At 60.8% G+C, this 25,921-nt stretch carries 21 protein-coding genes and 1 pseudogene; 9 read left to right on the forward strand and 13 right to left on the reverse strand.

All coding sequences use genetic code 11. The features are described 5' to 3' along the window. Positions 1-360: 360 nt before the first annotated feature. Together P3T21_RS05930 and P3T21_RS05935 are read right to left on the reverse strand one after the other, a co-directional pair. Positions 361-576 (reverse strand): DUF6900 domain-containing protein, encoded by a 216-nt coding sequence (locus tag P3T21_RS05930; protein ID WP_429254990.1) that lies wholly within the window; start codon positions 574-576, stop codon positions 361-363. Next, positions 573-830, reverse strand: coding sequence for a hypothetical protein (locus P3T21_RS05935; protein WP_429254991.1), 258 nt, complete (start codon positions 828-830; stop codon positions 573-575). The genes P3T21_RS05930 and P3T21_RS05935 overlap by 4 nt, the downstream gene beginning before the upstream one ends. Before the next feature lie 377 nt (positions 831-1,207). Between P3T21_RS05935 and P3T21_RS05940 the strand changes: the two genes are divergently transcribed. From P3T21_RS05940 to P3T21_RS05965, 6 genes are all read left to right on the forward strand, one after another. Beyond that, entirely contained in the window at positions 1,208-2,338 is a 1,131-nt protein-coding gene (locus tag P3T21_RS05940) for an integrase (RefSeq protein WP_429254992.1), read from the forward strand. 87 nt (positions 2,339-2,425) lie between these two features. Further along, on the forward strand, positions 2,426-3,157 hold the full coding sequence (locus P3T21_RS05945) for a hypothetical protein (RefSeq protein WP_429254993.1): 732 nt from the start codon (positions 2,426-2,428) through the stop codon (positions 3,155-3,157). An 815-nt stretch (positions 3,158-3,972) separates the two neighbouring features. Continuing rightward, complete coding sequence (locus P3T21_RS05950; protein WP_429254994.1) at positions 3,973-5,937, forward strand: AAA family ATPase; 1,965 nt, start codon at positions 3,973-3,975, stop codon at positions 5,935-5,937. A gap of 461 nt (positions 5,938-6,398) precedes the next feature. Then, positions 6,399-8,066, forward strand: coding sequence for an N-6 DNA methylase (locus P3T21_RS05955; RefSeq protein WP_429254995.1), 1,668 nt, complete (start codon positions 6,399-6,401; stop codon positions 8,064-8,066). Then, positions 8,056-9,078 carry a hypothetical protein gene (locus P3T21_RS05960; RefSeq protein ID WP_429254996.1) on the forward strand — a complete coding sequence of 341 codons (1,023 nt, stop codon included), beginning with the start codon at positions 8,056-8,058 and terminating at the stop codon, positions 9,076-9,078. Before P3T21_RS05955 ends, P3T21_RS05960 begins: the two co-directional genes overlap by 11 nt. Positions 9,079-10,030: 952 nt before the next feature. Continuing rightward, positions 10,031-10,945, forward strand: a complete 915-nt coding sequence (locus P3T21_RS05965; RefSeq protein WP_429254997.1) for a hypothetical protein — start codon at positions 10,031-10,033, stop codon at positions 10,943-10,945. A gap of 22 nt (positions 10,946-10,967) precedes the next feature. Here P3T21_RS05965 and P3T21_RS05970 read toward each other — a convergent pair whose 3' ends face one another. From P3T21_RS05970 to P3T21_RS05990, 5 genes are all read right to left on the reverse strand, one after another. Further along, positions 10,968-12,254, reverse strand: coding sequence for a restriction endonuclease (locus P3T21_RS05970; protein WP_429254998.1), 1,287 nt, complete (start codon positions 12,252-12,254; stop codon positions 10,968-10,970). Positions 12,255-12,268: 14 nt separating this feature from the next. Beyond that, positions 12,269-15,325: an AAA family ATPase gene (locus tag P3T21_RS05975; RefSeq protein ID WP_429254999.1), complete on the reverse strand. Its 3,057-nt coding sequence runs from the start codon at positions 15,323-15,325 to the stop codon at positions 12,269-12,271. Then, positions 15,322-15,957 (reverse strand): ABC-three component system middle component 1, encoded by a 636-nt coding sequence (locus tag P3T21_RS05980; protein WP_429255000.1) that lies wholly within the window; start codon positions 15,955-15,957, stop codon positions 15,322-15,324. Before P3T21_RS05980 ends, P3T21_RS05975 begins: the two co-directional genes overlap by 4 nt. Then, positions 15,950-18,370: an ABC-three component system protein gene (locus P3T21_RS05985; RefSeq protein WP_429255001.1), complete on the reverse strand. Its 2,421-nt coding sequence runs from the start codon at positions 18,368-18,370 to the stop codon at positions 15,950-15,952. The genes P3T21_RS05980 and P3T21_RS05985 overlap by 8 nt, the downstream gene beginning before the upstream one ends. A 198-nt stretch (positions 18,371-18,568) precedes the next feature. Next, positions 18,569-19,141, reverse strand: coding sequence for a recombinase family protein (locus tag P3T21_RS05990; RefSeq protein WP_429255002.1), 573 nt, complete (start codon positions 19,139-19,141; stop codon positions 18,569-18,571). Between the two features lie 475 nt (positions 19,142-19,616). Here P3T21_RS05990 and P3T21_RS05995 point away from each other — a divergent pair. After that, positions 19,617-19,766, forward strand: a pseudogene (locus P3T21_RS05995) (lysis system i-spanin subunit Rz); the annotation flags it as partial. Here P3T21_RS05995 and P3T21_RS06000 read toward each other — a convergent pair. Continuing rightward, complete coding sequence (locus tag P3T21_RS06000; RefSeq protein WP_429255178.1) at positions 19,714-20,046, reverse strand: hypothetical protein; 333 nt, start codon at positions 20,044-20,046, stop codon at positions 19,714-19,716. The pseudogene P3T21_RS05995 and the gene P3T21_RS06000 sit on opposite strands and share 53 nt — an antisense overlap. A 1,394-nt stretch (positions 20,047-21,440) precedes the next feature. Here P3T21_RS06000 and P3T21_RS06005 point away from each other — a divergent pair. Next, positions 21,441-21,605, forward strand: a complete 165-nt coding sequence (locus P3T21_RS06005; protein ID WP_429255003.1) for a hypothetical protein — start codon at positions 21,441-21,443, stop codon at positions 21,603-21,605. A 42-nt stretch (positions 21,606-21,647) separates the two neighbouring features. On the opposite strand, the gene P3T21_RS06010 is transcribed toward P3T21_RS06005, so the two are convergent. From P3T21_RS06010 to P3T21_RS06030, 5 genes are all read right to left on the reverse strand, one after another. Then, positions 21,648-22,610 (reverse strand): tyrosine-type recombinase/integrase, encoded by a 963-nt coding sequence (locus P3T21_RS06010; protein ID WP_429255004.1) that lies wholly within the window; start codon positions 22,608-22,610, stop codon positions 21,648-21,650. After that, entirely contained in the window at positions 22,603-22,986 is a 384-nt protein-coding gene (locus P3T21_RS06015) for a DUF2513 domain-containing protein (RefSeq protein WP_429255005.1), read from the reverse strand. Before P3T21_RS06015 ends, P3T21_RS06010 begins: the two co-directional genes overlap by 8 nt. Before the next feature lie 8 nt (positions 22,987-22,994). Beyond that, positions 22,995-23,435 carry a hypothetical protein gene (locus tag P3T21_RS06020; RefSeq protein WP_429255006.1) on the reverse strand — a complete coding sequence of 147 codons (441 nt, stop codon included), beginning with the start codon at positions 23,433-23,435 and terminating at the stop codon, positions 22,995-22,997. Positions 23,436-23,573: 138 nt separating this feature from the next. Next, the gene (locus P3T21_RS06025) at positions 23,574-23,699 is read right to left on the reverse strand and encodes a hypothetical protein (protein ID WP_275094577.1); all 126 of its coding nucleotides are present in this window, start codon (positions 23,697-23,699) and stop codon (positions 23,574-23,576) included. A gap of 683 nt (positions 23,700-24,382) precedes the next feature. After that, positions 24,383-25,582 (reverse strand): hypothetical protein, encoded by a 1,200-nt coding sequence (locus tag P3T21_RS06030; RefSeq protein WP_429255007.1) that lies wholly within the window; start codon positions 25,580-25,582, stop codon positions 24,383-24,385. A 122-nt stretch (positions 25,583-25,704) separates the two neighbouring features. On the opposite strand from P3T21_RS06030, the gene P3T21_RS06035 reads away from it, so the two are divergent. Further along, on the forward strand, positions 25,705-25,920 hold the full coding sequence (locus P3T21_RS06035) for a hypothetical protein (RefSeq protein ID WP_429255008.1): 216 nt from the start codon (positions 25,705-25,707) through the stop codon (positions 25,918-25,920). Position 25,921: the final 1 nt, after the last annotated feature.

Genomic DNA, 25,921 nt, shown 5'->3' on the forward strand with positions numbered 1-25,921 from the left:
GCGAAACGCCGGACGCGTTGAAAGGGCGTCGATCACGGCCGCGACCCGTGGCCGCGGCATCCGGTGAGAAAAGTCCGGAGACGACGCGTTTAATGCTGCGATTCGAGAGCATATCGGCGACCGGAAGGCGCCGATCCGTCGGAAAGGGGGGGTTTTTTACGGCAACTCAGCGCTTAGAGATTGGCCTGAGGAATCGCTTTTCGTGCGTTCTCGCACGGGCCAGCCGTTTTCCGGTATCGCGCCGATGCGCGTCAGACGCTCCACCATGAACGCTCGCAGCACGCGCACTGTTGCGGATAGACAGAATTGAAGGGATAGACAGATAAGGAAGGCGGCCCTTTCATGGACCGCCTTTCGCTTCTAGCCGAAGCGCGTTTCGCCTGTTGCGCACAGGGTCCGGGCGCCAACCAGCAATCCGGCGTCGTACGCGGCTTCGAGTGCGAGCGAGAGATTCTCGATGCTGACCACGCGAAAATCCGCAGTTGGCTTGCCCGTCGGTTGCAGCGAACTGATCCCCAACGTTTCGTGGGCGATCGATTGCAGGAGTTCGAGACGTTCGTCGTTCACGGTGTTCATCGCGCCTCCCTCCAGTTTTGGGTTAGCCAGCCGGCTGTGTGCCGGAATGTTGCGATCTTGCTGGGCCTGCGCTGGATCGCATCGCGCAGTTGCACGCAGGTGCGGTCGAACGTCGCAGGCGTGACGCGCTCGAATGCATGGACGTGGCCTGGGTTCGCGATCAGATGCGACGAATGCACTGCGCCATGCGGCACAGCGAGGGCGACGGGTGCCTGTTTCCGACAGGCCAGACGGGATTGCAGACGGGTTCTCATGATGTTTCTCTCACTAGGAGAGATGCGATTTCCTCTCTTTATCTGATTGATGTCATTGCGTTTTTAAGAATAGAAGCCAGGAGAGGACGCAGTACGTGGTGCGCTGACGCAGTTTGAGGCTCTACTCCAAATTCAACTGTGCGCGAATGTCGCAGGGGAAAGGATTGTCGCCGCCGGAAATGAAAAAACCCCGACAGCCTGTGGCTATCGGGGTTCTTCGTGACGACTTGATTGTTCCTGGTGGGCGGAGGAGGATCGAACTCCCGACCTTCGCATTGCGAATGTAAAAACATCTCCATACAGGATAATACCTCTAGTCCGATCCTTGCTTATTTGCCACAATATTGCCACACCCGCAAAAAATAGTAGCGACATCAATGGCAACTTTTCGCAAACGTGGCCCCTATCAGTGGGAAGCGCAAATACGCCGGCGTGGCTATCCCGCGCAGAGCAAAACGTTCGAAACCAAAGCCGAGGCCGAAGCGTGGGCCAACATGATCGAGTCCGAAATGTCGCGCGGCGTATGGGTCAGTCGTGGCGAAGCCGAGGCGACGACACTGTATGAAGCCTTGACTCGATACGAGGCCGAAGTGGTGCCCGCCAAGAAGGGAGCTGCGCAGGAGCAATCGGTATTGCGCGCCTGCAAGTCAGAAGAGATAGCCAAGCGACCGCTCGCTGCGATCCGCAGCGCCGATGTGGCGAGACTACGAGATCAGTGGCTGAAGAACTATAAGCCGGCGACTGTGCTGCGGCGCCTAGCGGTTCTATCTCACGTATTTAGCATAGCTCGCAAGGAATGGGGCATGGAAAGCCTCTCGAATCCCGTAGAGCTGGTGCGCAAGCCCCAGCCCAATAACGCGCGGACGCGGCGGATTGCCGCCGGCGATCTCGCCTCAGAAGTGTCGGGCGCGGACGATGTCGAGACGGATCGTGGAGCGCAGGACGGTGAACTTGAGCGCCTTGTGGCGGCCAGCGGCTCTGCGCTGTTGCCGCCGATCATCTGGCTGGCAGTCGAAACAGCAATGCGTCGGGGCGAGATTGTGGCGATGCGGTGGGAGCACATCGATCTCAAGCGTCGGGTAGCTCATCTTCCGGCCACAAAGAATGGCAGCGCACGCGACATACCCCTGTCGTCGCGCGCCGTGGCCTTGTTGCAATCGCTGAAAGACGCCGTTGTTCACGTCAAGGAGAAATCCCATGACGACGAGGGGTCAGACATTGGACGGGTGTTCGAGATACGCAGTGACGCCATCACCAGAGCCTTCGAACGAGCCGTAACGCGTGCCCGCAACCTGTACGTCGAGGAGTGCAAGACGGCCAAGCAACGACCGGACGGTAAGTTCCTGACGGACCTCCGCTTTCATGACTTGCGGCACGAGGCCACTTCACGCCTGGCTTCGATCTTCCCTATGCACGAACTGACGAAAATTACTGGGCACAAAGACCCACGCATGCTCATGCGCTACTACCATCCCCGAGCGGAAGACCTAGCGAAACGTCTTGAATAAGTCGACAGGGTGGTTGGTGCTCAAACACGCATCCGTGACGCCCGAGCGAATCGGGATGCCCTCCGCTAGCAAATGCGTGAGTTTTAATTGGCGACAATCTTCAGGCGAGATCCGCTGACGCCGATATACAGTACTAAGCCACTCCTATGGGACAACACGTGTTGGAAAAACCGATCAGTAGGATTTGGTGGGAAAAAAACTGTCGAGTATGTGTACGTTTCCAGGGAACTGGCTCGTTACACGTTCGCCGCGCCGTTGGCAGGTAATCATGAGGCCGCGGGCGACGCGATCCTGCGCAGTCTCAATGCGCGCTGGACGCTAGTCGAGTTCAAACGTGCGGAAATCGATATTCGTTCCGAGCTTGAGAAGTATGATCACGGCAGCGCCGACTTCAAGTCACGAGTTGCGCTCATCTTTGGAAATAAGGCCCAACCCCACTTTTTGGTGTTCGGTTCTTGTGACGAGAATGGGATTTTAGATCTGCGCGCGCGTCACTATTGGGGACGATGGACCGGCTCGGAACTCACACGGGATAGAGATGTTGCCGTTAAATCGATTCCCGAATATGGACTCGAGTATGATGGCTTCGTGCAATATCTTTCGAGATTGCTTCATCTGAAGTCACGAGCCGGTTCCGGTTCAATTCGCACTCCACAGTTCGATACCGTTGTGGGTGTTGCTCACAACAACGTTACTACGGTGACGCTGAGTGATTTCGTTGGAATGAGCCCTGTGCTTGCGCCAGGGATGGGGATGGAGCCGCTGTCCCCCAATGCGTCCGCCCCGGCGCCGGATTCTTATTCGAATCCGGCGCCATGACTCTCACGAGCGCGCCTCCCAGATTGGCGATATTTCTTATTGGCGACCCGCCGCGTGGGATGTACGTTCAACGCCCCACGCGCCGCTCGCGCGCATCGCGACGGCATTGATAGACGTACTGTTGATCCATTGTCCGGCTCCAGCACTACCACCAGCTACTGTACTGGTCTCGATGAAGCGACCGGAAAACGCAGCGCCGGAAGAAACGGAACCCACCGCGATTGGCGCAAGATAGCCCACGTCATTCAACACACCGCCGACGGCGAACGTCTGGCCCGTAACGGCCGATCGCGCTTTACCAGTCAACGTTCCATCCGTCGCATCGTCGCATCAACCTCAGCGACGACTACACCGTGATCGAGGTCCCCGGAGTACGATCCCTCGCAATGACCGGCGATCGCGCAAGAGGGCGACGCAACAGCGATTGTGGATTGGCCGAGGACCGCGACTAGCAGGGCAGTTGTAAATGCGATTCTTTTCATTCTCGATTCCATTCGACGTTAGATACTTTCGCTGGAGGACCAGCAATTGGTATATCGGTGGATATCGGTGGGAATTCAGTGTGCGTCGAAAAATAATTTTCCTTGCTCACGCCAGTAGCCTGCTGGAAGCACGGTCACCCCGCGCATCCTGCCCAGCGTCGAGCGCGTCCGATGCATGGACGTCGCAACGAAATCCGGCACTGACCTTTGATGTGCACGAGGTAACTTTGGGACCGTCCCCAGCGTCCAACTTCGCGTCCGACCTGTGCTATGTTTTCGCCCAGGGCCCGAGCCAAATGCCCGCTCCTACAACAAACCAAGACGGGGTTTTCAATGAAATTGAAGTCGGCGCGAGTGACGGATTTCCGGTCTGTGGAGGACAGTGGCGAGTTCAAGGTTGGTGACTTGACCTGCCTCGTAGGAAAGAATGAAGCGGGCAAAACGGCGATTCTGTCGGCGCTCTATGGACTCAATCCCTATGCTGCTTTCACCTACGACAAGACCCGGGACTATCCTCGCAGGTTCGTGAACAAGTTCGAAGAGCGCAGCAAGGGCACCACGTCGAAGGTGATTGATACTTTGTGGAGCCTCGACGAGGCTGACGTGAAGGCGGTGTCGGAGGTGTTTGGCGAACGAGCGTTGGGGTCTCGGGAAGTGCGGGTCCAGCGCGGCATTGGCTACGAGACCCAGACGTGGATCGTTAGTGTAAGTGCCGGTGAGTGTTTGGCGTTCTTGGTGAGAAAGCATACAACAGACGACACCGAGCGGAACGTCCTCAAAGACTGCGCAAATGCCGCGCAGGCAATCGCTGCGATCGAAGCGGTTGCCCAGCGATCGTCCGGGCTGGACGCGCTGTACGCCGATCTGAAGAAGTGTCGGGGCGACGATTTTCAACTGGCAGTCTTGGACGTCCTCGCGCCTAGAATGCCCAAGTTCTTCCTCACATCTCACTTCGAACGCATGTCGGGCGAAGTGTCAATTAACGCCCTCAATCAAGCACGGGCCAACAACTCGCTTACTTCATCAGACCGCATCTTCCTCGATTTCCTCGAATACGCGGGAACCTCGATCGAAGAGTTACAAGCATCGACGAAGCTGGAAGAGCTAAAAGCGAAATGCGAAGGGGCGTCGAACGAAATCACTGACGAAATTTTCGAGTTTTGGACCCAGAACGATGCTCTCCAGGTCGCGATCGACATCGCGGAGGGCAGGCCGGCTGATCCGCCGCCTTTCAACAGCGGCACTGTGGTCACGGCCCGGATTCACAACAGCAATCATCGTGTGACCGTCCCGCTTTCTGAGCGCAGCGCTGGATTCATATGGTTCTTTTCGTTCTTGGCTCAGTTCAAGCAGCTGCGCAAGGTCGCGGGCAATGCGATCATGCTTCTCGATGAGCCTGGGTTAACGTTGCACGGGAAGGCCCAGGCCGATCTTTTGCGCTACATAGAAAGGCGGCTCTTACCGACGCACCAGGTTATTTACTCGACGCACTCGCCGTTCATGGTGCCGAGCGATCGACTGTCCGACGTGTTGATCGTCGAAGATGTCGTCAAACGCGACGAGCGAAGCCGCCCTATCGTCGAGGGAACAAAGGTGCGCGATGATGTGCTGTCGGTGGACAAGGACACGCTGTTTCCACTGCAAGGTGCGTTGGGGTACGACATGACCCAAAGCCTTTTCGTGGGCAAGAATACGTTGCTGGTCGAAGGGCCCTCCGACATCCTCTACCTACAAGCTCTGTCGGCAGCGCTGCAACAACGCAAGCGCGTTGGCCTCGATCCTCGATGGACAATGTGCCCGTCCGGTGGTATCGACAAGATCGCGCCGTTCTCGTCGTTGTTCGGGGCTAACCGGCTGAACATCGCGGCGCTGTGCGACGTGGCCAATGGCGACAAAGCCAAGATTGACCGCCTGCGAAAGAGCCAGATCCTCGAGGCAGGCCATGTGCTGACCATCGGTGATTTCACGGGACAGGACGAAAGCGACGTGGAAGACCTCTTTTCGCCGGCCAAATATGCCGAGCTCTTGAACGCAACCTATGGGTTGACCGGTGAGAACGTAATAACGGTCAACCGATTGCGTGAAGCAGCGCCCAAGACCCAACGCGTGGTCAAACAGGCGGAGGCGGCGTTCCGCGTTCTCCCCGCCGAAATCGCCGAGTTTGATCATTTCACACCATCGTCTTGGCTCATCCGAAACTCAAACTTCCTTGATGGGAGTGACGAGGCCACGCTCGCGCTGTTGGAGCGAGCGGAGCGGGCGTTCACGACGATAAATGGTTTGCTGCCCAAGAGTTAGCGCGGGCGAGAGCAAGAAGGGGCGTGTGACCGTGCGGGAAGTGCTCGTCACCCGCCGACGCGACCGTCGCGATATAGCGTGCCATCACCTCGACTTAGGCTTTGCAACCGGGCTAAAATCTTGGGGCTTAGTACCCGTAAGGTCCCCAAGGTCCGCTGTACCTCGCTGTCCCCGACAAGCACGAACGGTAGCCTTTAACTGCTCGCCATCCCCGCGCGCGTTAGGACGCTTGCAGGAAGCGTAGTCGCCCAATCGAGCGAGGCTCGATCGCCGCCAGTGTCCCCCCGCAGCCTCTCCAAGTAGGGTCAGTTCGCGGAACTCGCTGAATACATCCTGAAGGTGAATGACGCTGTACGGGCTGATCAACAAGAAGGTAACTCGACAATGAACACTTTCCCAGAGAAGCCGGTGCGGCATGATTCCGACTTATGGCCGGTGGCGCTCCTTCCCAGGATTTGCAAGTGACGCTCGTGCGCTCCATCGATCCCGACGACACGCCAGCTCTTCGCAAGGAGCGAGGCGCCTTCTTCACGCCCGGCGAGATCACCCGGTTTGTGGCCAACTGGGCCATTCGCACGCCCGGCGACCTAGTGTTGGAACCGTCCGCAGGCGATGCTGCTTTCCTTGTCGCCGCCATTGGCCGCCTTCGCGAGCTGACACCGGACATGGATGCGCGTCCGACCGTCGACGGTGTCGAGATTCATGCCCACAGCGCACGCGTCGCCAACCAACGCGTACGAGAAGCTGGTGGTAAAGCCAAAATCCGGCATAGTGACTTTTTTACGGTCGAACCCGAACCGGTCTACGACACTGTTATTGGCAACCCGCCCTACATCCGCTATCAGGACTTTTCGGGCGAGTCCCGCGCCCGATCCCGCGAGGCCGCCCTCCGAGGTGGCGTATCGCTGACCGGCCTCGCCTCCAGTTGGGCCGCATTCACCATCCACTCCGCGATGTTCTTGAAGCAGGGTGGGCGGCTCGGGCTTGTTCTTCCAGCCGAATTGCTTTCGGTGAACTATGCGGCTCCCGTGCGCCGATTTCTTTTCAACCGCTTCCGCGACGTGCAGCTCGTGCTCTTTGACGAGCAGGTGTTCCCCGAAGCCGAGGCCGACATTGTTCTGCTACTAGCCGACGGTTATCTTGAAGGCCCCGCGCATCACGCGACCATCCGGCAATCGAAGAACGCCGCTGACCTTGCGTCGCTTGGTGCAGGACTGATTTGGACGCCGACTGACCCGGCGGCCAAGTGGACCAGCAGCCTTATCGACCCGAAAGCTATCGAGCCGCTGCACGCGCTACTGCAGCGAGGACTGTTTACGAGCTTGGAGACGTGGGGGGACACCACCCTCGGCATCGTCACGGGCAACAACAAATACTTCACGCTCTCGCCTCAGCGTGTGAAGGAACTCGGCCTGCGCCGCAATGAGCTGCTGCGCCTCTCGCCGCCTGGAAGTTCCCACCTGCGTGGTCTCTCGCTCTCCAACGCCATGCTTAGCAAACTGGGTCGAGAAGGTCACGCTACCTACCTCTTTTTTCCGAGCGATCCACCCTCGGCTGAAGCAGTGGCATACATCGAAGACGGCCACCGGACCGGTGTCGATACTGCATACAAGTGCCGCGTCCGCAAGACCTGGTACCAAGTGCCGCTCGTCCCCGCTGCGGACCTGTTATTGACCTGCATGAACGCAGACACGCCCCGACTCACAGCAAATGACGCTGGGGCCCGCCACCTCAACTCGGTGCATGGCGTCTACCTCGATGAAAAATACCGTGAACTCGGCCGCGAACTTTTGCCGCTTGCGAGCCTGAACTCGGTCACGCTGCTGCACGCAGAGATGGTCGGTCGCGCCTATGGTGGGGGGATTTTGAAGATCGAGCCGAAGGAAGCGGATGTCTGGGCTATGCCCTCGCCCGCGTTGATCTTGGCCCGTGCTGACGCGCTTCGCACAGTCAAGCAACAAGTCGCTGAGCTTCTAGGCGACGGCAGGCTGCTCGACGCCGTAAATATCGTCGATAAAGTCGTCCTTGCGGGCTGCGGTGACTTGACGGCCAAACAGATCAAGCAAATCCGGCAGGCGCGAGCAGAACTCGCCGACCGCCGCACAGTGAGGGCAGCCAGTGGCCGCTAAACAATCCGCGAAAGCAGAAGCTTGGGTCCTTTTCGACCGAATCGTCGCCCTCGCCGCCCCTGACGATGTGCACAGCAATCCTTGGATCAAGAACCCCGACGGACAGTTGAGCTTCGAGCCGGACTACAACACGCTTGTCAAACTGCTGGGCGTTCCTCTTTACCTAAAGGCCGGGACCCAATCCGGAGTCCCGGCGTTAGCCCTCGATGTATGGCTGAGCTATGAGTTGCGACGGGCGGGCTTCGAGTCAGATCAGGCTTGGCCGCGACCAGTCCACCCGCGCATCCTGCCCGCGGCTGTCGCATACTTGCTGAAGGCACTGCCCCGCAAGATCCGAGATGCTGTGGCGGATCGCGTGAACAACCAAGCTTCGATTTCTGGCGTTACGTCCTCCAGCGCATCCATCCTTGGTAAGAACTACCTCAAGCAGGTTGACGTCATCATCACGGACTGGGCCACCGGGCCCGAGTTGCTGATTTCGACAAAGCGCATGGACTCCTCCTACGGCAAAAACGCACCGAATCGAATCGAGGAGTCATACGGTGACGCTAAGAACCTGCGATTGAGGCACCCCCTCGCTGCTCTCGGCTTCGTGTTTGGGCTTCGCTCCGACATCCTTCAAAAGGAGCCTAAAACTGCCGATTGGTTGTTTGACCTGCTCGCCAAGCTCGGGCGTGAGGACGACGCATACCACGCCACCTGCCTCGTCTTGATGGAATACTCAGACGATGCCGCAATACCCGACACTGGCGAAGAAAGGCCCGCTGAAGGCGTGCCGGAACCTGGGCCCGAATTGGTCGAAGAAGAGGATGCGCCGGCACCCGCCCTCGAGTCGGAAGTTGATCGTGAGATTGCCGAGCTTCCTAAAGTGGCGATCCTCGAAGAAAGAATTCCAGAGGATCTCGCACCTGGCCGCTTCCTCGCGGCGATGGTCACGCGTGTCCTTGGCGCTACGCCGGTCAACATGCACGAGGAAGCGCGGCGACGTCGTGCTTCGCCGGAGCTACGATAACGACTGTCGCTGTAGGGCTATGTCGCGTTGAGTCGCCTTGGGTAGCGAATGACGGCTCAGTCCGATGCTTCATCGGCGAGCTCGATTGTGCGAGTGGTTGGTGCGGTGCAGAAGCAGCCGTTGCGGTGGTACCGCCTCGAATGTCCTTTCAGGGTCGGGTACGAAACTTCGGCATTCGGCCGCCGCCACTGGTGTTGGAACCGACAGCGTACTTCCGGGTTCGGCCACAGACAGTTGTCCTGCGCGTCGCTGGGCCGACCAAATGGCCGCTATCCATGAGCGCGCGGCCACAGACACCAAGCGCGCCGTAGCGTAGCGCGCTTTGTCAAGTTGGCGGGAGGCCACCTGCTACAGGTGTCGCCCACGCCCGAAAATGGCCCCGGCGACCATGCAGGGATCGAGCTGACCCCAACGCACTGAACATTCCCACTCAATAGTAAATTGCAAACATTTTTATATTAGATTCAAATATTTATAGAACACATTGCCGCCAATGCCATGAAAAATGCCATGCCAAAATCGACCACGATGCTGATCTTGACGCCGGCCATTCCCGCGTGGCGAGCGGCAACCGATCGGGATGACCGAGCATGGGACATTTGCGCCAGTCCGCTTCGGAGGAGACAAATGACTAAAGCTGCCTTTGATCAGCAATTTTTTGGAGTTTTTTCTGTGCGGTCAAACCGTCCCGGCTCGCGGCGGGATCGAATAGTAAAATTCGTAGCCCGTGGTTGAGCGAACGAGCGACGCCTTCATCGTTCCGTCGAGCTGTTCGGTCAGCTCGAGGCGAAGATGGCGTCGATCGGCGCGCGCCTCGTCGGTTACCTGTCACCGACTTCACCGACGCGCCGTCGGACGCGGTCTGGCCGGAGGTCGGGCTCGCTTACCGGAAGGACGGACTTTCTGACAAGGATGAAAAACGAAGGCTGGCCGGCCGTGCTAGGACGACACGATGACACTCCAGGATATATTGGCGCGGATCGCCGCAGTCGCGGGCCAGCCTCCCTATGCGAGCGATGGCCGCAGCTTGCTCCATGCCTACAGCGCCTGCCTGACCTTCGACGATATCTGCGCCGCCATCCCTCTATCTCTGGGCGAGCCGGCCGATGTTCGTCTCGCGCTACGCGGCCGTCTGATGCGCTTGTTGGGCGATGATCCCACGGCCGGCCAACGGGATAAACTGGTGACGCTCTTTGAAGAGACATGCGTGCTGTCGGATGGCGACAAGGGCCTGCGGCAGACGGTCGATGCGCTGCACAGCTCCTTGCTCCGCCATCTGCCAATGCCCACGCAGCATCATTTACTCGAGCGTTGGGTCGATCGCGGTACGCGCGGAGCCATGGCTCGGTGGCTAAAGGCAACGCGTGATACGCCTGCCCTGTTCGATCCGTCGGTCGCACTGTCCTATTGGCGCGCCACGCGGGACTATCGGGCCGCTAAAAGCCTCGCCTATCAGGCGTCTCCGGAGGCACTGGGTCTGATCGTGGGCGAATTGATCGCTCACTGCGAGGAAGGCTGGATCATCTCCAAGGCGATCATCCGCAGCGGCTGCTACGACGATGCGGCGTGGGATCTCGTTCGGTCCAATCACCCTGCCACCTATCTCTATCTCTGCGCACAGTTGCGGCGCGAGATCTCGGATGACGAAGCGTTCGAGCTGGTCTGGGGCTGCCCGGGCATCGCCATACACGGCGACCGCGGGCTGGCGATCTGGTCGATCGGGCAAATGGGCAAGGTGGCGGTGCTCGATCGCATCCGCGATTCCGCCAACGCTCTGTTCGAAAAGGACACCGCCGAGATGCGGGCGCGCTATCCGGAGATGCCAATAGCCGACGAGAGCGATGTCGCGTATTTTTGGTATCGCTGACGGCAGCTGACTACACCCGATTTCAAGCACAACCGGAAGGGGGGTGGCTCGCTGTGCGACGCTTGGGCGCCCTAGCCCGTACGACATGCGCAATCGTTGCGAGGAACGCGGCAAGCGATCCCATCTCGGCCTCGACCTCATAGAGTGGACAGCTGGCTTCGCCTATGAGGTCGAACCCCACCCGGCATGGTTCGGTCGTTCGTTCGAGCCGGTGATAGGCGCCCTTGTCGGTTTTCGGCGGGATGCCGCGTGTCCCGAACCGCGACCAGTAGCTGTCGAGCGGGTCACGGTCCTCCCAATGTTTGAGACTGTCGTCCCGGGAGAACCGGCCGCAGTCGCTCGTGCAGACAAGCTGCAAATCGGTCCGCAGGCTGTCTAGGATCGGCATGATGAAAAATGCGACGGCCTCTTGCGGCATCGGCTGGTCGCTTTCCGTCCTTAGCGTGATCGCGAATGTCTCGAGAATCCGATCCGGATGATGGTCGCGCACCGTCGAGAGCAGAAGATAGGCCAGCGCCTTAACGATTGGCCCCTCATCGACCCCGGTCTTCATGATCCGGGCATAGAGGTAGACGAGATTAAACATGCCGTACTGGAAGGTCTGCAGCACCTCTTCGGATGGAACTGCGCCTGCCCAGGGTCGTTTGTCGATGCTCCCATGCGCAAATTCATTGGCGATCAGCGCGAAGCGCTCCATCACCCCGAGCTCAAGCGTGCCTCGCTCGGTCCAGATGCGCTTGATGCGTTCGATCGAGCTATATTCGAGCAGGTTCCAGAAGCGATCACGGATCGCGCGGAGATAGCCCGCCGAGCTGAGGCCACCTTCGAACAGGCGCAGAACGGTGGCCGGTTGCTGCGCGAACATCCTTTCCAGCGAAGCCCGGTCCCACAACAGGATCTGCGGCCTGGGAAATCGCGCTTGCCATTTCTCCACCCAGTCCCGCGTCGGGTTAGTGAAGGTCGTGTTCGTCGCAATCACTAGGCAATCGACGCCCTGATCGGCGAGCACATTGTTGCACGCGATTTTGACCGCGTCGGTTTCGAGCGTGCCGGCGCGTCCCTTGCACTCCACCCACCATTGGCGCGCGACGATCTGGCCATCGTGATCGGGGACATAGAAGCGGGCCTCGAGGTCGCGGCCGCCATCGGCAGTGCCGACGCCGATGCCACCCACGCGCCACGCAATATCCCGCGCGCCCATACCGTCGAGCAGCCAGAACAGGCATTCCTCGAGCGCATGCCCCTTCAGTTCGTCGAACGGTATCTCGCTTGCCAGAAGCCAGCTCTTCTCATCCTCTTCGTCTGCCATGCTCCGTCTCCGGCCTAGGCGACCGCCGAGACAAGCCCGGCGTCGCCGCGCGGCATCAGTTCGTGAACTTCGAACGGAATGCCTGCGCTGCGGCACTTCCGCGCGAGGAATTCCGCTTCCGAGCTGTCATGCGTCGACAGGATGACCTGATAGCCCAGCTCGCGAACCATCTGCCTGAGCAGGTCCATGAAGGCGCTCGCGTGGATGATGTCATTATGCTGCAACGGATCGTCAAGCAGCAGGCCGCGCCAGCGCGACCAGGAGAAGGTCGTGCTCGCCGCCAGCAGCGCGCTGACGCTGAGCGCGGAAAGCTGGCCCTCGGAGAAGAAATAGTTCGGATTGATCTCGAGCTGGCTGGTGATGCCGTCCGTGCCGGTGTGAATGATCGCCGGGCGCAGTTCCGAGCGCGTTGCATGATGCTCCGCGCGGTAGGTGATCGACGAATCCGACCAGGTCATGAGTGTGCGCGAGAAGCGCTGTATCGTGTCGTTGAGCGGCTTCAGCACGTCATCGGCAAATTCCTCGGCGCGGGTCTGCATCTTGGCGCCGACCTCTTCCATCCGGTCGCGCGCGCGCTGGGCAATCTCGAGCTGCGCTCCGGCCGCCGCCACATCGGCCTGCAGCTTTTCCGTCGCCTCGGCTTCGGTTGCGACTCCCTTTTCGCGGATTGTCGCCGCGATCGCGCCCTCGCGCACCTGCAACTGCTGGTCGTTTTGCCAGATGCGAAGCCCGTTGATTAGATCGGCCTGGGTGGAGGCGATCGGTTCGGCGCGCGCCGTCCGCTCGGCCACCTGCGACCGCAGCTGCGCGACGCGGGCAGGGTCGGGGTCGCCGGTCTGGCCAAGCTCGCTCCACCGACGGACAAGATCCCTGCGTGTCTCGGCCAGCTTGTCCAGGTCAGCATTGGTTGTCGCAAGGCTCGCATCCTCGCGATTGATCGCCGCCGCGAGGCTGTCGCGCTCGCCGCGGGCCGCGTCGCGCGCCTCCTGGTCGGTCTGAAGCTGTTCTCCGATCGCACGCGCCTCGGTCTGCGCGGCGGCTTCCTCCTGTGCGAGTGGCACGAGCAAACCGCCGCCCGGCGTCCAGAGTTCGGGATGCTGGGTCAACAACGAACGCGCTGCCTCCATATCCGACGACGCATTCGCCAGCACCCGTTCGAGGCTGACCCGCTTGACCCGTTCGGCCTCGATCGCAGCCTGAGCATCCGCCAGGCCCGCATCGAGAACATCCTGCGACAGCCCATCCGATATCTGGCGATCGACCGCATCGAGGTCGGCGCGAAGCGCGATCAGGGAGCTGTCGTCATAATGGGCGTCGGCGGCGCCACCGGCCTCGACAAGTTGTTGCACGAGATTTGCCTCACGCGCTTGCTCGGTCGTCAGGGCCGTCACGAGCTGGGCATGCTCCGCGAGGCCGCGATCGACCTCTGCGAGCTGGCGGTTGAGGTCTCCCCGGCGCACCTTCGCCGCCGCGAGCGCGTTGCCGAGTTCGGCAGCTGGCGCCGTATCGACGGACGCATTGGCCAGCGCGAGCGCTTTCAGCTGACCGATCTCGAACGGCGTGGCGCAGACCGGACAATTGGTGTCGTCGTGCGACAGCTGATGCGCGATCCGCGATACGGCCTCCGCCAGCGTCTGGGCGCGCTCGTCATGGCTTTGCAATTGCCGCGTCAGGCGCGCGATCTCGTCAGCGATCGCCGTGACGTCCCCGGTCAGTGCCGCGCGCCTGCCGCGAAGCGCGGGTTCGTCGAGCGCGTCGGCGAGCGGCTTCAGGCGCTGGATCTCGGTGCGCACAGTTCGCAACGAAGCGGAGAATTGCGCCCGCAGTCTCGCGGCATCGATCCGGCCGGAGATTTTGTTTCGTTCAGCGCGAAGCGCTGTCGCGGCCTCGATAGCCGTTCGGCTTGTCGTCAGGCGCGCCTCTGCTCGCTCGGCATCGGTCCTCGACGTGTCGAGCTGGCGCTCGGCATCAGCCATCTGCGCGGTGCTGCGGTCCAGCTGCTCCATCGCGCGTGACACACGGGCGAGTGACGCCGCCCGCGCCTGGTTTTGCGCCGCGCGCTGTTCGGTGCGCGAACGAGCCGTCGTGGCGGCAGCGAGACTGACCTCGGCCCGCATCAGCTCCTCGACGAGCTTGGTGCGCCGGTTAGTGATCTCCTGTGCCATCTTCGACTTCTGGACGCTCTGATCGCCGGCGCCGGCATAGTCGACGCACAGGCGCTCGAGCTCGGCGGCGCGGCTCGCGGCCGCTTCATTCGCCGCTCTGCCATCGGCCAGCAACGCCGCAAGCTCGTTCAGGGCGCTTTCGGCTTCGGTGCCTGCGGTCACCGGCATCCAGCGACCTGCTGGTACAAGCGGCAGGAATTGCTGCGCGAGGCGCTCAACAGCTTCCAGGACCTGTTTGGGTGAGAAGGACCGTTCGGAGCTCGAAAGACGCGCAAGGCGATTACGATCGTCGATCAGCATCCGCCACGTGTCGAGCAGTGCCGAAGCGGTTTCGAGGCGCTGGCCGCGATCGCGAATGGCACGGGTGAACGCCTGGCGCGCGCCTTGGCCGCTGACGCGCTCGCGCAGCAGGTTGATGCGGTCGACCCCCGCGGGACCCTTCAACGCCTCCCACTGGCTTTTGGGTTCGCGCAGCGAGAACCGGCGGGTCGACGCCTGTCCGAGAAAATGCGTGATCGACAGATAGCCGTGCAGATTGCCTATCTCGGGCCAGTCGGGCCGCGTGAGTAGCCGCTCAATCGAGCCGTGGGGCGGAAGAAAACCCGCACCCCGGTCGATGGGCGCCCCTTCCGAAAAGGCGAGGCTCACCCGGTGACTGTTCTCGGTCGCGCCGACCCGGGTCAGGGGATCGCGTCCCTTGCGCCGGGCGTCATTGGGAATGTCGGCGAAGCGCCCAACCTGGCTGGTCAGTGCCCATTCCACCGCATCGAAGAAGGTCGTCTTGCCCAGGCCATTGGCGCCGGTGATCAGGGTGACCCCGGGCCCTTCGTGAAATTCGAATGCGTAGCTTTCGCCATAGATACGAAAGTTCGAAAGCTCGACGCTGCGCAGGAAGATGTCGCTCATATCTTCGCTTCCAGTTCGATCAATGCCTCGACAAGCCCGTCGAAATCGAGGTCCTTGTCGTCGACGGCCTCTTCCCACCCGTCGGGCAGGGCATAGCTTGCAACTGTATCGAGCAGCACCTGCTGCTGCTGCGTCGGCCAGGGGCGCGCGACGAAGGTCCGGGTCAGAAACGTCTCGGCGTCGTCCACCGTCGGCGCCTGATCGAACAGCCAGACCAATTTTCGGCACGTCCGGTCATCAGCCTCGATCTCCGAAGCCAGCTGACGCCAGTCCGAGCGGCTGAAGGCTCCCTGCGGTCCGATCAGAAACAGCTGAAGATTGGGCGCTTCGGCGGCCAGCCAAGAGCGGGCGATGATGGCCTGATTACGATACCGCCGCAGCTGCGGTTCGATGCTCGCCCGCAGCGCCGTTCCTGACAATTCACCGATCAGTACGGGGATATCATCGATTCGCGCCGCGCGAACCGCCCTGGGAAGGTCATTGTCGTGCCGCTTGATCGACGAGACGGCTTCGCTTAGGACTTCGGAATTGAAGCGGCTGCCAACCAGCTCGACCGCGCCATCCGCGACGCGCGCTCCGATGCGTTCGGCCGCCTGCAGCAGCAAATCCGCGAATGCTGGCGCTTCAGCCATGTGCTTCCTCCTCAAGGCCGGCCTGGGCCGCTTCCGATCGCCATCTGAAAATCGATTGAAAATAATCCTGAACGCTCTGTTCCCCGGCCTCGAGAGCGGTCACGAACACATCGTCGGCCCCAATCACTAGCGGCCCCTCGCCCAGCGAGGTCATCCCCACCCTTGGCGGATCGCCCGCAGCACGGTCGAAGCGCAGCTCGCCCTCGATTAGCCGGAAGGCATCCTTGAGCTGGGCAAGGAGGACGATGCCGGTCGACCAGCTCTGGCGCATCGCACAGGATGCACCGAGCTCCCTCCCTCCGATCCACCCAACGCCGCACGCGTGGCCCGTGATGCCATGGGTCGCGACATTGCCCGGCGGGCCGTCGGCCGGGGCCAAAGCATGCCCCGAACAGACGGCGAATGTGAGGCCGAACAGCGCGGGCTTGGTCAGGAACGGCTTGAGGATCTTCGGGCCGACCCGCACGAGCATCCCGTCGCGCAGATCCGCATGATCCTGTTCGGTCGCGAGCAGGAGCAGGAAGCGCTGCCGCGTCACCGCGTTGGCAAGCAGCGCTCCATGCCAGATCTCCCATTGCGCCCAGAGCCGCGCCTTCAATGCCGGCTCGATCGGCCAGCCCATCTCGACCGCCGCGGGTCCGAGAATCTGATGGAGGGCGCCGCGCAACTGCCGCAGCATTTCATCGTCGAGTGCAGCATGGACCGTTTCGGCCAGCAGTGCCGGTCCGACCGAGGCCTGTATGTCGAGTGGGGGCGGAGCGACCCAGTCATGGACAACGTACGGTGCCGCAAGACCCGGCCCGGGCAATTCGCGCGCCGCGCACAGCTTGTTCATTGCCGCCCGCCAGCCATGGACGTCGCGGGTATGAATGACGAAGCCCGGAACATGGGCGCCGATCCGCGCGATCGCCGCAACCAGCGGACCGGCGTCGGCCGCCGATATATCCGCATGGACCGCAAATGCGCGGCCACCGACCCAATAACGTTCCGCTTCGCCGGGCGTCACCGGGCTGAGCCATTCGATGTCTGCGCCATTTGCGCGAAGGAGGAGATGGTCACTTTCACCTGCAACCGCGGCGGCAGCAACAAGCGGAGGCGGTGCGGCGCCCGGCGCGGCGGCGGCGGCTTCGAACCGGGCGCGCGCCGTCGCTGTCAGTTGCGGCGATTCCGGCCGTGTCGCCGACGCCCGGACGCGGCTGGGAAAGGTCGAGAGCGTCGCCTCGAACGGCTTGAGGTTCGGACGCGAATCCGGGCCAAGCCGCAGGAACCGGCGATAGGGCGTGAACGGCGCGCCCCCCTCAAGCGTGATGGCGCCGGTGACAGGCACCGCGCCGTCAAAGGCGACATCCGTGGTGATTTGAACGCGGTTGTTCCCGCTTATCCGGTCGGCCTCGATCACGAGGAAGACAGCGAGCCGGTTATGGAGCGCGGTCGTGCGGCGAAGCAGCCGCGGCTCGTTGGTGTGAAAATGGATACGCGCCTGTGGACGCAGCTGCGCGATGATCGATTGCCAGACGGCCTGTGGCACGAGGTCAAGGACCCGATCGCGATATAGCGCGAGCAGATCGAGACCGGCACCGCCCGCTGCCCAGGCTTCCTGTTCGATCAGCTCCAGCGCAGCGATGGCGGGGCCGAGATCGAGCCCAAGGATGAACTCGCAAATAGCGCGATGCTCCATCGCGTTGAAGGCGGACATCAGGAAATCGACCAGCCCACCATCTCCATTGCCCGAGATGAAGATAAGCGGTTCCGCCTGATGGGTCAGAAGCGCGGCCGACATTTGTGAGGGCAGCCAATATGACGGCGTCTCGCCATCGAGGAATGCCTCGAGCCCGAACCCGATCGCCAGGATGACGACGTCATAGATCTTGCCCAGCGGGGACGCGCCGGGGACAAGGACGCGTACCGTACTGATCGTGCTGGGATTGAGGCCGGTAACTCCCAGATCCGGCTGGAACGACAGAATCGACGACCGACGAGCATCGTCAAACTGCGCTCGCAAGGTCGCGGCAACCTCGCCCGCGGAGCCGGCCGTCCAGTTCATCAAGGGCAGGTCGGCGTTGGGATTGTCCGAACCGGCATTGGGCCAGTCGTAGAAATGGGGATGAAGGTAGCGGCTGCTATTGTGCTGCAGCTCCAGCACGTTCGATCGGCTTTCGAAGAGATCGAGGGCCTTGAGGTTTGGCGCGGCGCGGGCGAGCGCGACGGCGGCGGTAATGCCCGCAGCGCCGCCGCCCACGATGGCGACGCTGCCCGTGTCCTGTAGCAAGCCGCGCGATAGGATCGCATCGACAAGGTTCAGCGCCCGGACCTGCTGGGCGAAAACGGTCACGCGCTGCTCGAAGCTACCCAAGACGAACACGCTGTGCGTATCCGGAATGAGCGCTTCTGCGATGATCTCGTCTGCGGTCATGAACGCCTGCGCTCAGTTGAGGGCGAAAGACATGGACAGTTTGTTTTGGCCGCAACGGTGACCCGATTCTTCTCTCATACCTTACCGCGTCCCCCTGCGCGCCATGACGATATCGGAATGATTGGCAATCGCGACCTCAATTTGTTCCCAAGTTCCCACGATGCTGTTGACCCCATTGCGATGAAAGCACGGCAACGATCATGGGAGGCGCGGGGCGATGACGCCGACATGCTTGTAAAGCGTGGTTCTGGACACTCCGTAGCGCCGCGCCACGTCCGCCACCTGGATATCTGGGTCGCGCAGCAGCGCTTTGATTTCGCGCACCTGCTTCTCCCCTAGCTTGGGCTTGCGGCCTCCTGAGCGGCCTCTGGCACGCGCTGCTACGAGCCCGGCATGGGTGCGCTCACGGATCAGGCTGCGTTCGAACTCCGCAAGGGCTGCGAAAACGTGGAAGACCAGCTTGCCCGCCGCGCTGTTTGTTTCGATCTTCTCGGTCAAACTCTCGAAACCGACCCCCGAGCGTTCCAACTCGGCCACGATCTGCACGAGGTCAGGCAGGCTGCGGCCGAGCCGATCGAGCCGCCACACCACCAGCGTATCGCCGCTGCGCAAAGCTTTGCGGCATTGCTCAAGTTCCGGGCGCGCGGCGCTCTTGCCGCTCGCCGCTTCCTCATAGATGACGCCGCAACCTCCCTGCTGAAGCGCATCACGCTGCAAGTCCAAGTGCTGGTCCTCCATGGAGACCCGCGCGTAGCCGATCCGCTGATTCATTGACACAACCAGGACGTTGAAAACTTGACGGGAATGTTAACCCGTCAAATGAGGTTCGGCTAGTCCGCGATAGGCATTTTTGACGTGTCTAGAAAACCACCGTTTTCTTGACTAGCACTCGACACATTTGTGCGAAAGCACCCCAAGCTCGTCACCCGTTCCAAGCAGCCGCCATTCCCTCGAAAAAATTCAATGTTACTCACACGATGATTTTGCCCCACATAACGAGGACTCGACTAACACGCGGCGTGAGCGTCGCAACGGGAAAGAAAGCCGCGTCCGACGCCGACAAGCAACTGCGCGATCCGAAATCGACCAAGCGGGAGAAGGAGGTCGGCGCCTTGAAGCTCGGGCAGCGTAAGGGGGCGCGACGTCAAGCAAACCGAAGAAGAAGTAGATTCGTAGAGGCATGGCGCACGCGTTCTTCGGTGCCGCGCGCCTCGCTTTCTCGCTGCAAGAGCTATTGATAAAACAGGGTGTGGCTGATGCCCGCGCCTATGCGGGCCTCGACGGGCCGGTTTCTAGCCGCGTTTTCGGGAGTGCCGGTGATGACCAACGGGAAATAGACAAACTCAAGGGCTTGCAGGCGTACGTGTGTCCAATTCGTCCGGACCTGCCGGCGTGCGCTCACCAGCTTGCTGCGCTTTGCGTATCTTGCGATCCAGCCGCCGGGCCTCCTTCTCCAAGGCGTCAATCTGCCGGAGGAACGGGCGCATCTCATCCAGCAGCTGGGCCTCCCGCTCCTGGAGTCGCGGGACCACGTGCGTGTAATCCCACTCGTATCGTTTCAGGGCGAGCCGCGTATCGGACCACGCGCGATCAATCGGGCGCAGCTTGGCCCTCAGCTCGCGCAGCTCCTGCCAGATGGCTTTCTGCCGTCGCTGGTCGGCCTTGATAAGGGCCATCCGTCGCAGCTCCTCAGCCAGTTCGGGGCTTATGGTCATGAACCGTGTTTGGTGGAGGGAAGGACGGTCGGACTCCCAACCTCGGCGTTGCGAACGCCGCGCTAGCCCATCTGAGCTATTGACCTGCCCCCCATCGGGCGCAGCGATTGTCATTGTAATCGACCCCGTGTCCAATTTAGGAGTTGCAGTTTTTTGCCTACAGCACCCGAAGAGGCTTATGCAGCACGGATGTGTACGAGTTCAAGTCCCGCACCACACTCGTCTAGTACCCATACTTTGCGGCTTGCGCTGCCAAGCTCGCATAGCCGGCTCTGCTCATTCGACAACTTCCCTTCTCGTGGAATTTTGTCGAACGAGCAAAACCGAAGCTTTATATCGCTGAATGTCGGTCGACCATCAGTTCGCCATTCGCCTGCGCTTCGAGGTTCGCGACAGTGGACGGGCGGAGCTCCAGCCCCTCACCATGCGTGCGCGTTACCTCCTAGCTGCGACGATGAGCGCAATCAACATGCCGATGTACTGAACGAATTCCGGTACTTGTGCGTGCATGGTCATCTCCTTTTGTTCGGTTCCGCACCGTGTGACTGAGGCTGATCGATATGCCTCCCGTGTATCTAATTATTCGGGTTTCTTCAGAACCCGACTGGCTTTGCGTGCTGCCTGCTGAAGCCAGTAAGCCATATAGCCAGGCCGGTTTAAACACCCCGCGCGTCCCAAAATGTCCCAACACGTCCCAACTTGGGACCGCTATGTTCGTGACGACATGGCATGAGCCCGCAGGATCGCGCGTGTGTAACACCACTGTCCAATCCGGCAAATCGCAGGAAAACGCCGAGATTCGCGAGAACGCGGCGTGTGGATTTTTCACTTTTAGGAATGGTGACACCCGGCATATTCCCGCCGGCTCCTCGTCGCGGTGACCGCGGCGAGGATCTTCGGATCGCTAGCGTACGTTTCGTCTGCACCGTAAATAGACTTCGTGGGCAGCAGGGTAGTGCGGTCCCAGGTTGGGACGTGTTGGGATGTTCTGGGACACGAAAGCGTTGTTGTCGCGACACGGAGTACTGTACAAAAAAACAGTACTTAGTTATAATGCCGTTGTGGGGCAGAATTGCGCCCCGAGCAGCTGGTCAGAATGCCGATAGCGCCGTGCGCGCAGGCTCGGTTCCCGACAGGGAAATCAGGGCGTTGGCAGAGTACACGTAGTAACCAGATTCACCAGAGCCCCGGGAAAGCGGCTCACCCCACCTTAGTGGAAGCGCTCGTCCGGACAAAACCCGCATCGCGAAAGCCTGCGGGTTTTTGCGTTAACGCACTGTGCTTTTATTGAAGCCCAACTCGGTCAGAAGCCGACGGGCTTTTTTTTCGCCCGGAATTTTGATTAGGAAGCCGACATGAAAAAAGAAGCGACTGGCATCATCAACGCGTGCAGCAACCTGGTGGCGCAGCTGGACGCCCACCCGACAGGTGGCGCCATCTTTGTCTGCTGCCTCGCCATGGTGATGCTCGTTGTCGTGGTCGTCCGTCTGTCGGGGCCACGTCACGCAAAATCGCCGTGACCAGGGCGCGGCGTCAACCGGGTCGGAGAGCGCAGGCATTCGCTATACGTGGATCCGCTCCACCTCGTCGAGGCTGATGTCGTCACGGCGCCGGTCATACGGCTGCGTGGTACGCGTTGACGCGTGATTGGCCATCGCCGCCGCGTTCTCGAGCGTGCCGCCGTTCTTCAGGTACGCGGTGATGCCGGTCGCGCGGAACGTGTGGTTGCCGATCTTTGTATCAATGCCGGCGGCGAGCGCGCGGCGCCGGACCATCGCGTACGCGTTCGCCTGAGGCAGCGGCGTCGTGCTGAGCTGACCGGTGCCACGCGCGATCGTGCGAAAGAGCGGTCCCTTCGGCTCGGCACTGATACCGGTCCCGTCGAGGTACGCATGCAGGTACGCCTCGAGCGTGTGATGACAGGGCATCTCGTGCCGTTTGCCGCCTTTTTCACGCAGGCGCACCCACAGGCGCCGCTGCTGCACATAGACATCCTCGACCCGCATCGCGAGCGCCGCACCCACCCGCGCGAACGAAAACACCATTAACGCAATGAGCGCGCGGTCGCGCAGGCCGATCGGCGTCGTCACATCGATGGCATCCAGGAGCTGCCGCGCTTCGGCCGCATCAAGCACCGGTGTCCTGCCGTTTTTCGTTGAATGGCCTGGGCCGCGCACCGACGCGGCCGGGTTGTGCGGCACGATCTGGCCGGTCACGAGCCAGTCGAAGAGATGCCGGATCGCCGCGAGCCGCTGCTTGACGGTTGGCGCGGCATGGGTCTGCGTCTGCAGCTCGATCCACGCGGCGACATGCAGCGGCTGCACCGTCCCGATCGATGCCACGCCGGCGCCAGCGCACCACGCGAGGAAGTCGCCCGCGGCGCGCGCATACGCGCGCCGCGTGTGCGGATTGCGGATCGCCGACGCGAAGAACTCCAGGAAGCGCACACTGGCCCGGTCGCCAGCGGACGAGACCAGCGCGGGTACTGTGGCGTCGGAGGGAAGCGTCAGGTCCGTGCTAGCCACCGATCAGCCCCTTGATCTTGTTTTCCAGGTAGCCTTTCGCAGCAAACACGAGCAGATCCACCGTGAAGCCCCCGGCAGCGCTCGCCGCTTGCTTCGTCCGATCCCAGACGTCAGGGCTGCGCACAGAATCGAGGAAGTCATGTCCGGCCCAGGTCAGGCTGCGAAACCCCATACCGGGTCCGAACTGCATCCCGAAGTCCAGTCCCCCGGCATGGATGAAGCGAGCCTGTTCCAGCAGCGACAGGTGGTAGTCAATCTGTTCGATGGTGTAGCCGTCGACCTGCAGTGCGACGTCGCTGGAGTCAATCACCCTTGATCCGGCTGGCGGAACGGGCAGCGCCTCGAGCTTGAGCATCAGTTCGCGGATCAGGTCCATCTCACGCTTCATCGTCCTGGCCCTTCCAGCGGAAAATTCAACTCGGTCAAGATCGTGCGCCCTGGCGGTAGCCATTTGCGGCGGTTCAGGTCATGCCGCATCGCCGCTATGAATGCCCGATAGAGGGCTTCGTATTCGCCAGAACGGCCGATTCTGATCGCTTCTGAAAGCCTGTTTCCCGCCAACACCACCTCATCGGACCCAACCAGCCAAGTTTTGCGCACAGCCTGCAGATATTCGGCGCGGTATGCCGGTGTACTCGTAGTGAGAAACAGGCTGTCGATCAACTTGATCACTTCCAAGTAGACGTCACGTCGCTGTTCGTAAGCCGTCCACGCGCGCTGCGCAAGCAGCTGCCCCGCCCAAACGATGGCGCCCAGCACGACGGGTACGGCGATCTTTGCGACTTCAAGCGTCCAGTTTGGACTGATGACAGCCGGATCAGCCACAGGTGGCTCCCTTATATGTGATAAAGGACATTATCACATATAGTGACTCGCGAGAACCTCACGACAGGTCAGTGGCCAAAAAAATCACCGACCCGTCACGGACTGCAGGGTGACGGAGAGAACGATCGGGATTGGCGCTTAGTGAAGGAGGTGCTGGATCTGGGTCACCGTGATCGCCTCATGCGCATGAATCGCGGTAACCGTGATTACCTTGAACGCATGGATGAGGGCGACGATGATCAGGGTCCAATTGACCTTTTTCATTTTGCTTTTGCCAATAAAAAACCCGCCTCGAGGGGCGGGTCAGAAATGCAAAAGGCCGCACGAGGCGGCCTTTTGCGAAAAGCGGGGCGCACGAAGGCCCCACGTGAGAATCCTACATGAAAAACAGCACCGCCGAACAATCCGTAACGATCGTCAGCGTCCAGGAATCACAATCCTAGACTCTAGGCATCTAGTGTTAGCTATGCCGTTCCAGATTGCGGATTAACTGGCGACAAATTCGTTGACGCAGCCCGCTCGTTCAGCCCACCGATCATACTTTTTTCAGGGCGAGCGCCGGTTATGCGGCTCGTGAGTTTGGGCGCCATACAGGCCGCAGCATCCTGCAACGCCAGCTGTCGACGGACGATGTCGCAACGCGTCGCGCTGCCAGGACCTCGGATCTTCTTCCGCCGGCCAAGCGGGCAGGCGCTCGCGCACGACGGCGCGACTCAAATCAGGGGCATCTTCCCTGTCCGACGATCAACGGCAGCGGCTGCTTCTTTCGCGAGCGTGACCAAAGTTCGGGGCGCGTTATTTTTGTCGAGGGCACTCGCTGGTTGTCCGGGGATTGCCGTTTGTCTACGGTAGCGCCTACCGGGCCGGGCGAAATGCTATTGGAATCGCTTGGGTGCAGTTACCGCACCATAACGCCAAAATCATACCATGCCGCCACGAAAGCGCCGTTACTCCCAGAATTTTTTGCGGCCATTCAGCGAAGTCGATGGTTTCTTTTTTTGCTCCAGCACTTTTAGAGCACGCGCCATCCGCAAAGTCTGATAACACGAGAGACAATATCTTCCCCGAATTCCTGCCAAACTGAGCCGCTTACTCGCGTCCGAAAACACCCAGTTCAAACAGTGCTCGCACTGCAGCTGACGCCGGGTTCGAGGTAAGCCCTTTCCGGTCTTGGTTTCCTTCTTAATCCCCCAAGCTTGGCAGGCCTTTGTGAAGTCCTCCCACTCATATGCATGCGGTTGCGGCAACACATCCGCCAAGGTCGGAAAGGCACGCGTCCGGGGACAGCGGCAACTCGTCGCAACGCGCCATTGAAAGCCGTGTTTGAGCCACCATCCGTCCCGGCTCCAAAGGCGCTCATAGGTAAGCAACATACCGCGCCAGGGGAACGTGCCCAGCAACAGCAACTGCCTTTTTCGCTCAGTCGTCAGTGTTCCATCAGCATCGTGGTGATCCGGCGCGGGCGCGCCAATCAATTCGATCAGGTCCGGAAAAAAATGGCGTTGACGTAACTGCTGGAACGCCATCTGATGCGCGTCAAGTCCAACGATCTGTCGATAGCCGGACTGAGCGTGCCACACGGCCTCCACGAACGCGGCGATCCGTTCGGCTTCGGTCTCGGGATCCCCCGCCGGCTCTGCTGCCCATGACAGGAATCTGTTCACCCGCTGCTGCCGTGCGAGGAGCTCGCTCGCCCGGTCAGTGGTTGGCATGCAGTCGAGAATCAGATGGGTCGACCATTTTTGCCCGATCGATCTTCCTCGCTCAATTTGCCATTGCGAGAGGTTGTCGCCCGGCCACCTCCCTTTCCGCCAGGCGTCCTGGACCTTGCGATCCTCGTACTCGTCGAGTAACCCGCGATGGGTATGCTTCCGGCTGCTCTTTCTCAGTTGGTCGCGTTTGTCGTCGGATAGCGAATCGAGATAGGAAAAAATCCGCTTTTCGAGCGTTTCCAGTAAGGCATCTTCCTGGCTCCCTTCAAGTTTTCCATCAAAATGAACGAGGTCCAAGAGGGCCATGTTTGTCGGTTCCTCATCGGTGCGCGAACGCCTCTGCCGACGAACCCTATATAGCCGATCGAGCATCTCGATTGTGCGGAAATAGCCGGTCGCAGATTTGATTGGCGCCCGAGGTACGTTGTTCATCATCCGCCGATACCCTCATCTGTCAGTGAAGAAATTGCCCATAACATTGACATAAAACCTGGTGTCATTCTCCCACCGCGGTACCCCGCTACACTGGCTGAACTGGAACCCATCTGGAGGTCCGCATGACACGCAAGAAGCCCAAGCTGGCCGACCTGCTCACGCAATGCGATCCGACCGCGCCCTATCCCGGCGAAGTGTGGACTGAAACGCATCCTGTCGGCCGGGAATTCGGCGCGCCCGTGGACGATGCCGCGACGCCGCTGGAGCAGCTACGGAACACGGTCCAGCGTTACGACAACCCGATGGATCCTGTCTGGCCGCTTAATGACAAAGCGTGAT

Origin of the sequence: Paraburkholderia sp. GAS334 (assembly GCF_050436625.1) — a bacterium.
In the GTDB taxonomy this organism is placed as follows: domain Bacteria; phylum Pseudomonadota; class Gammaproteobacteria; order Burkholderiales; family Burkholderiaceae; genus Paraburkholderia.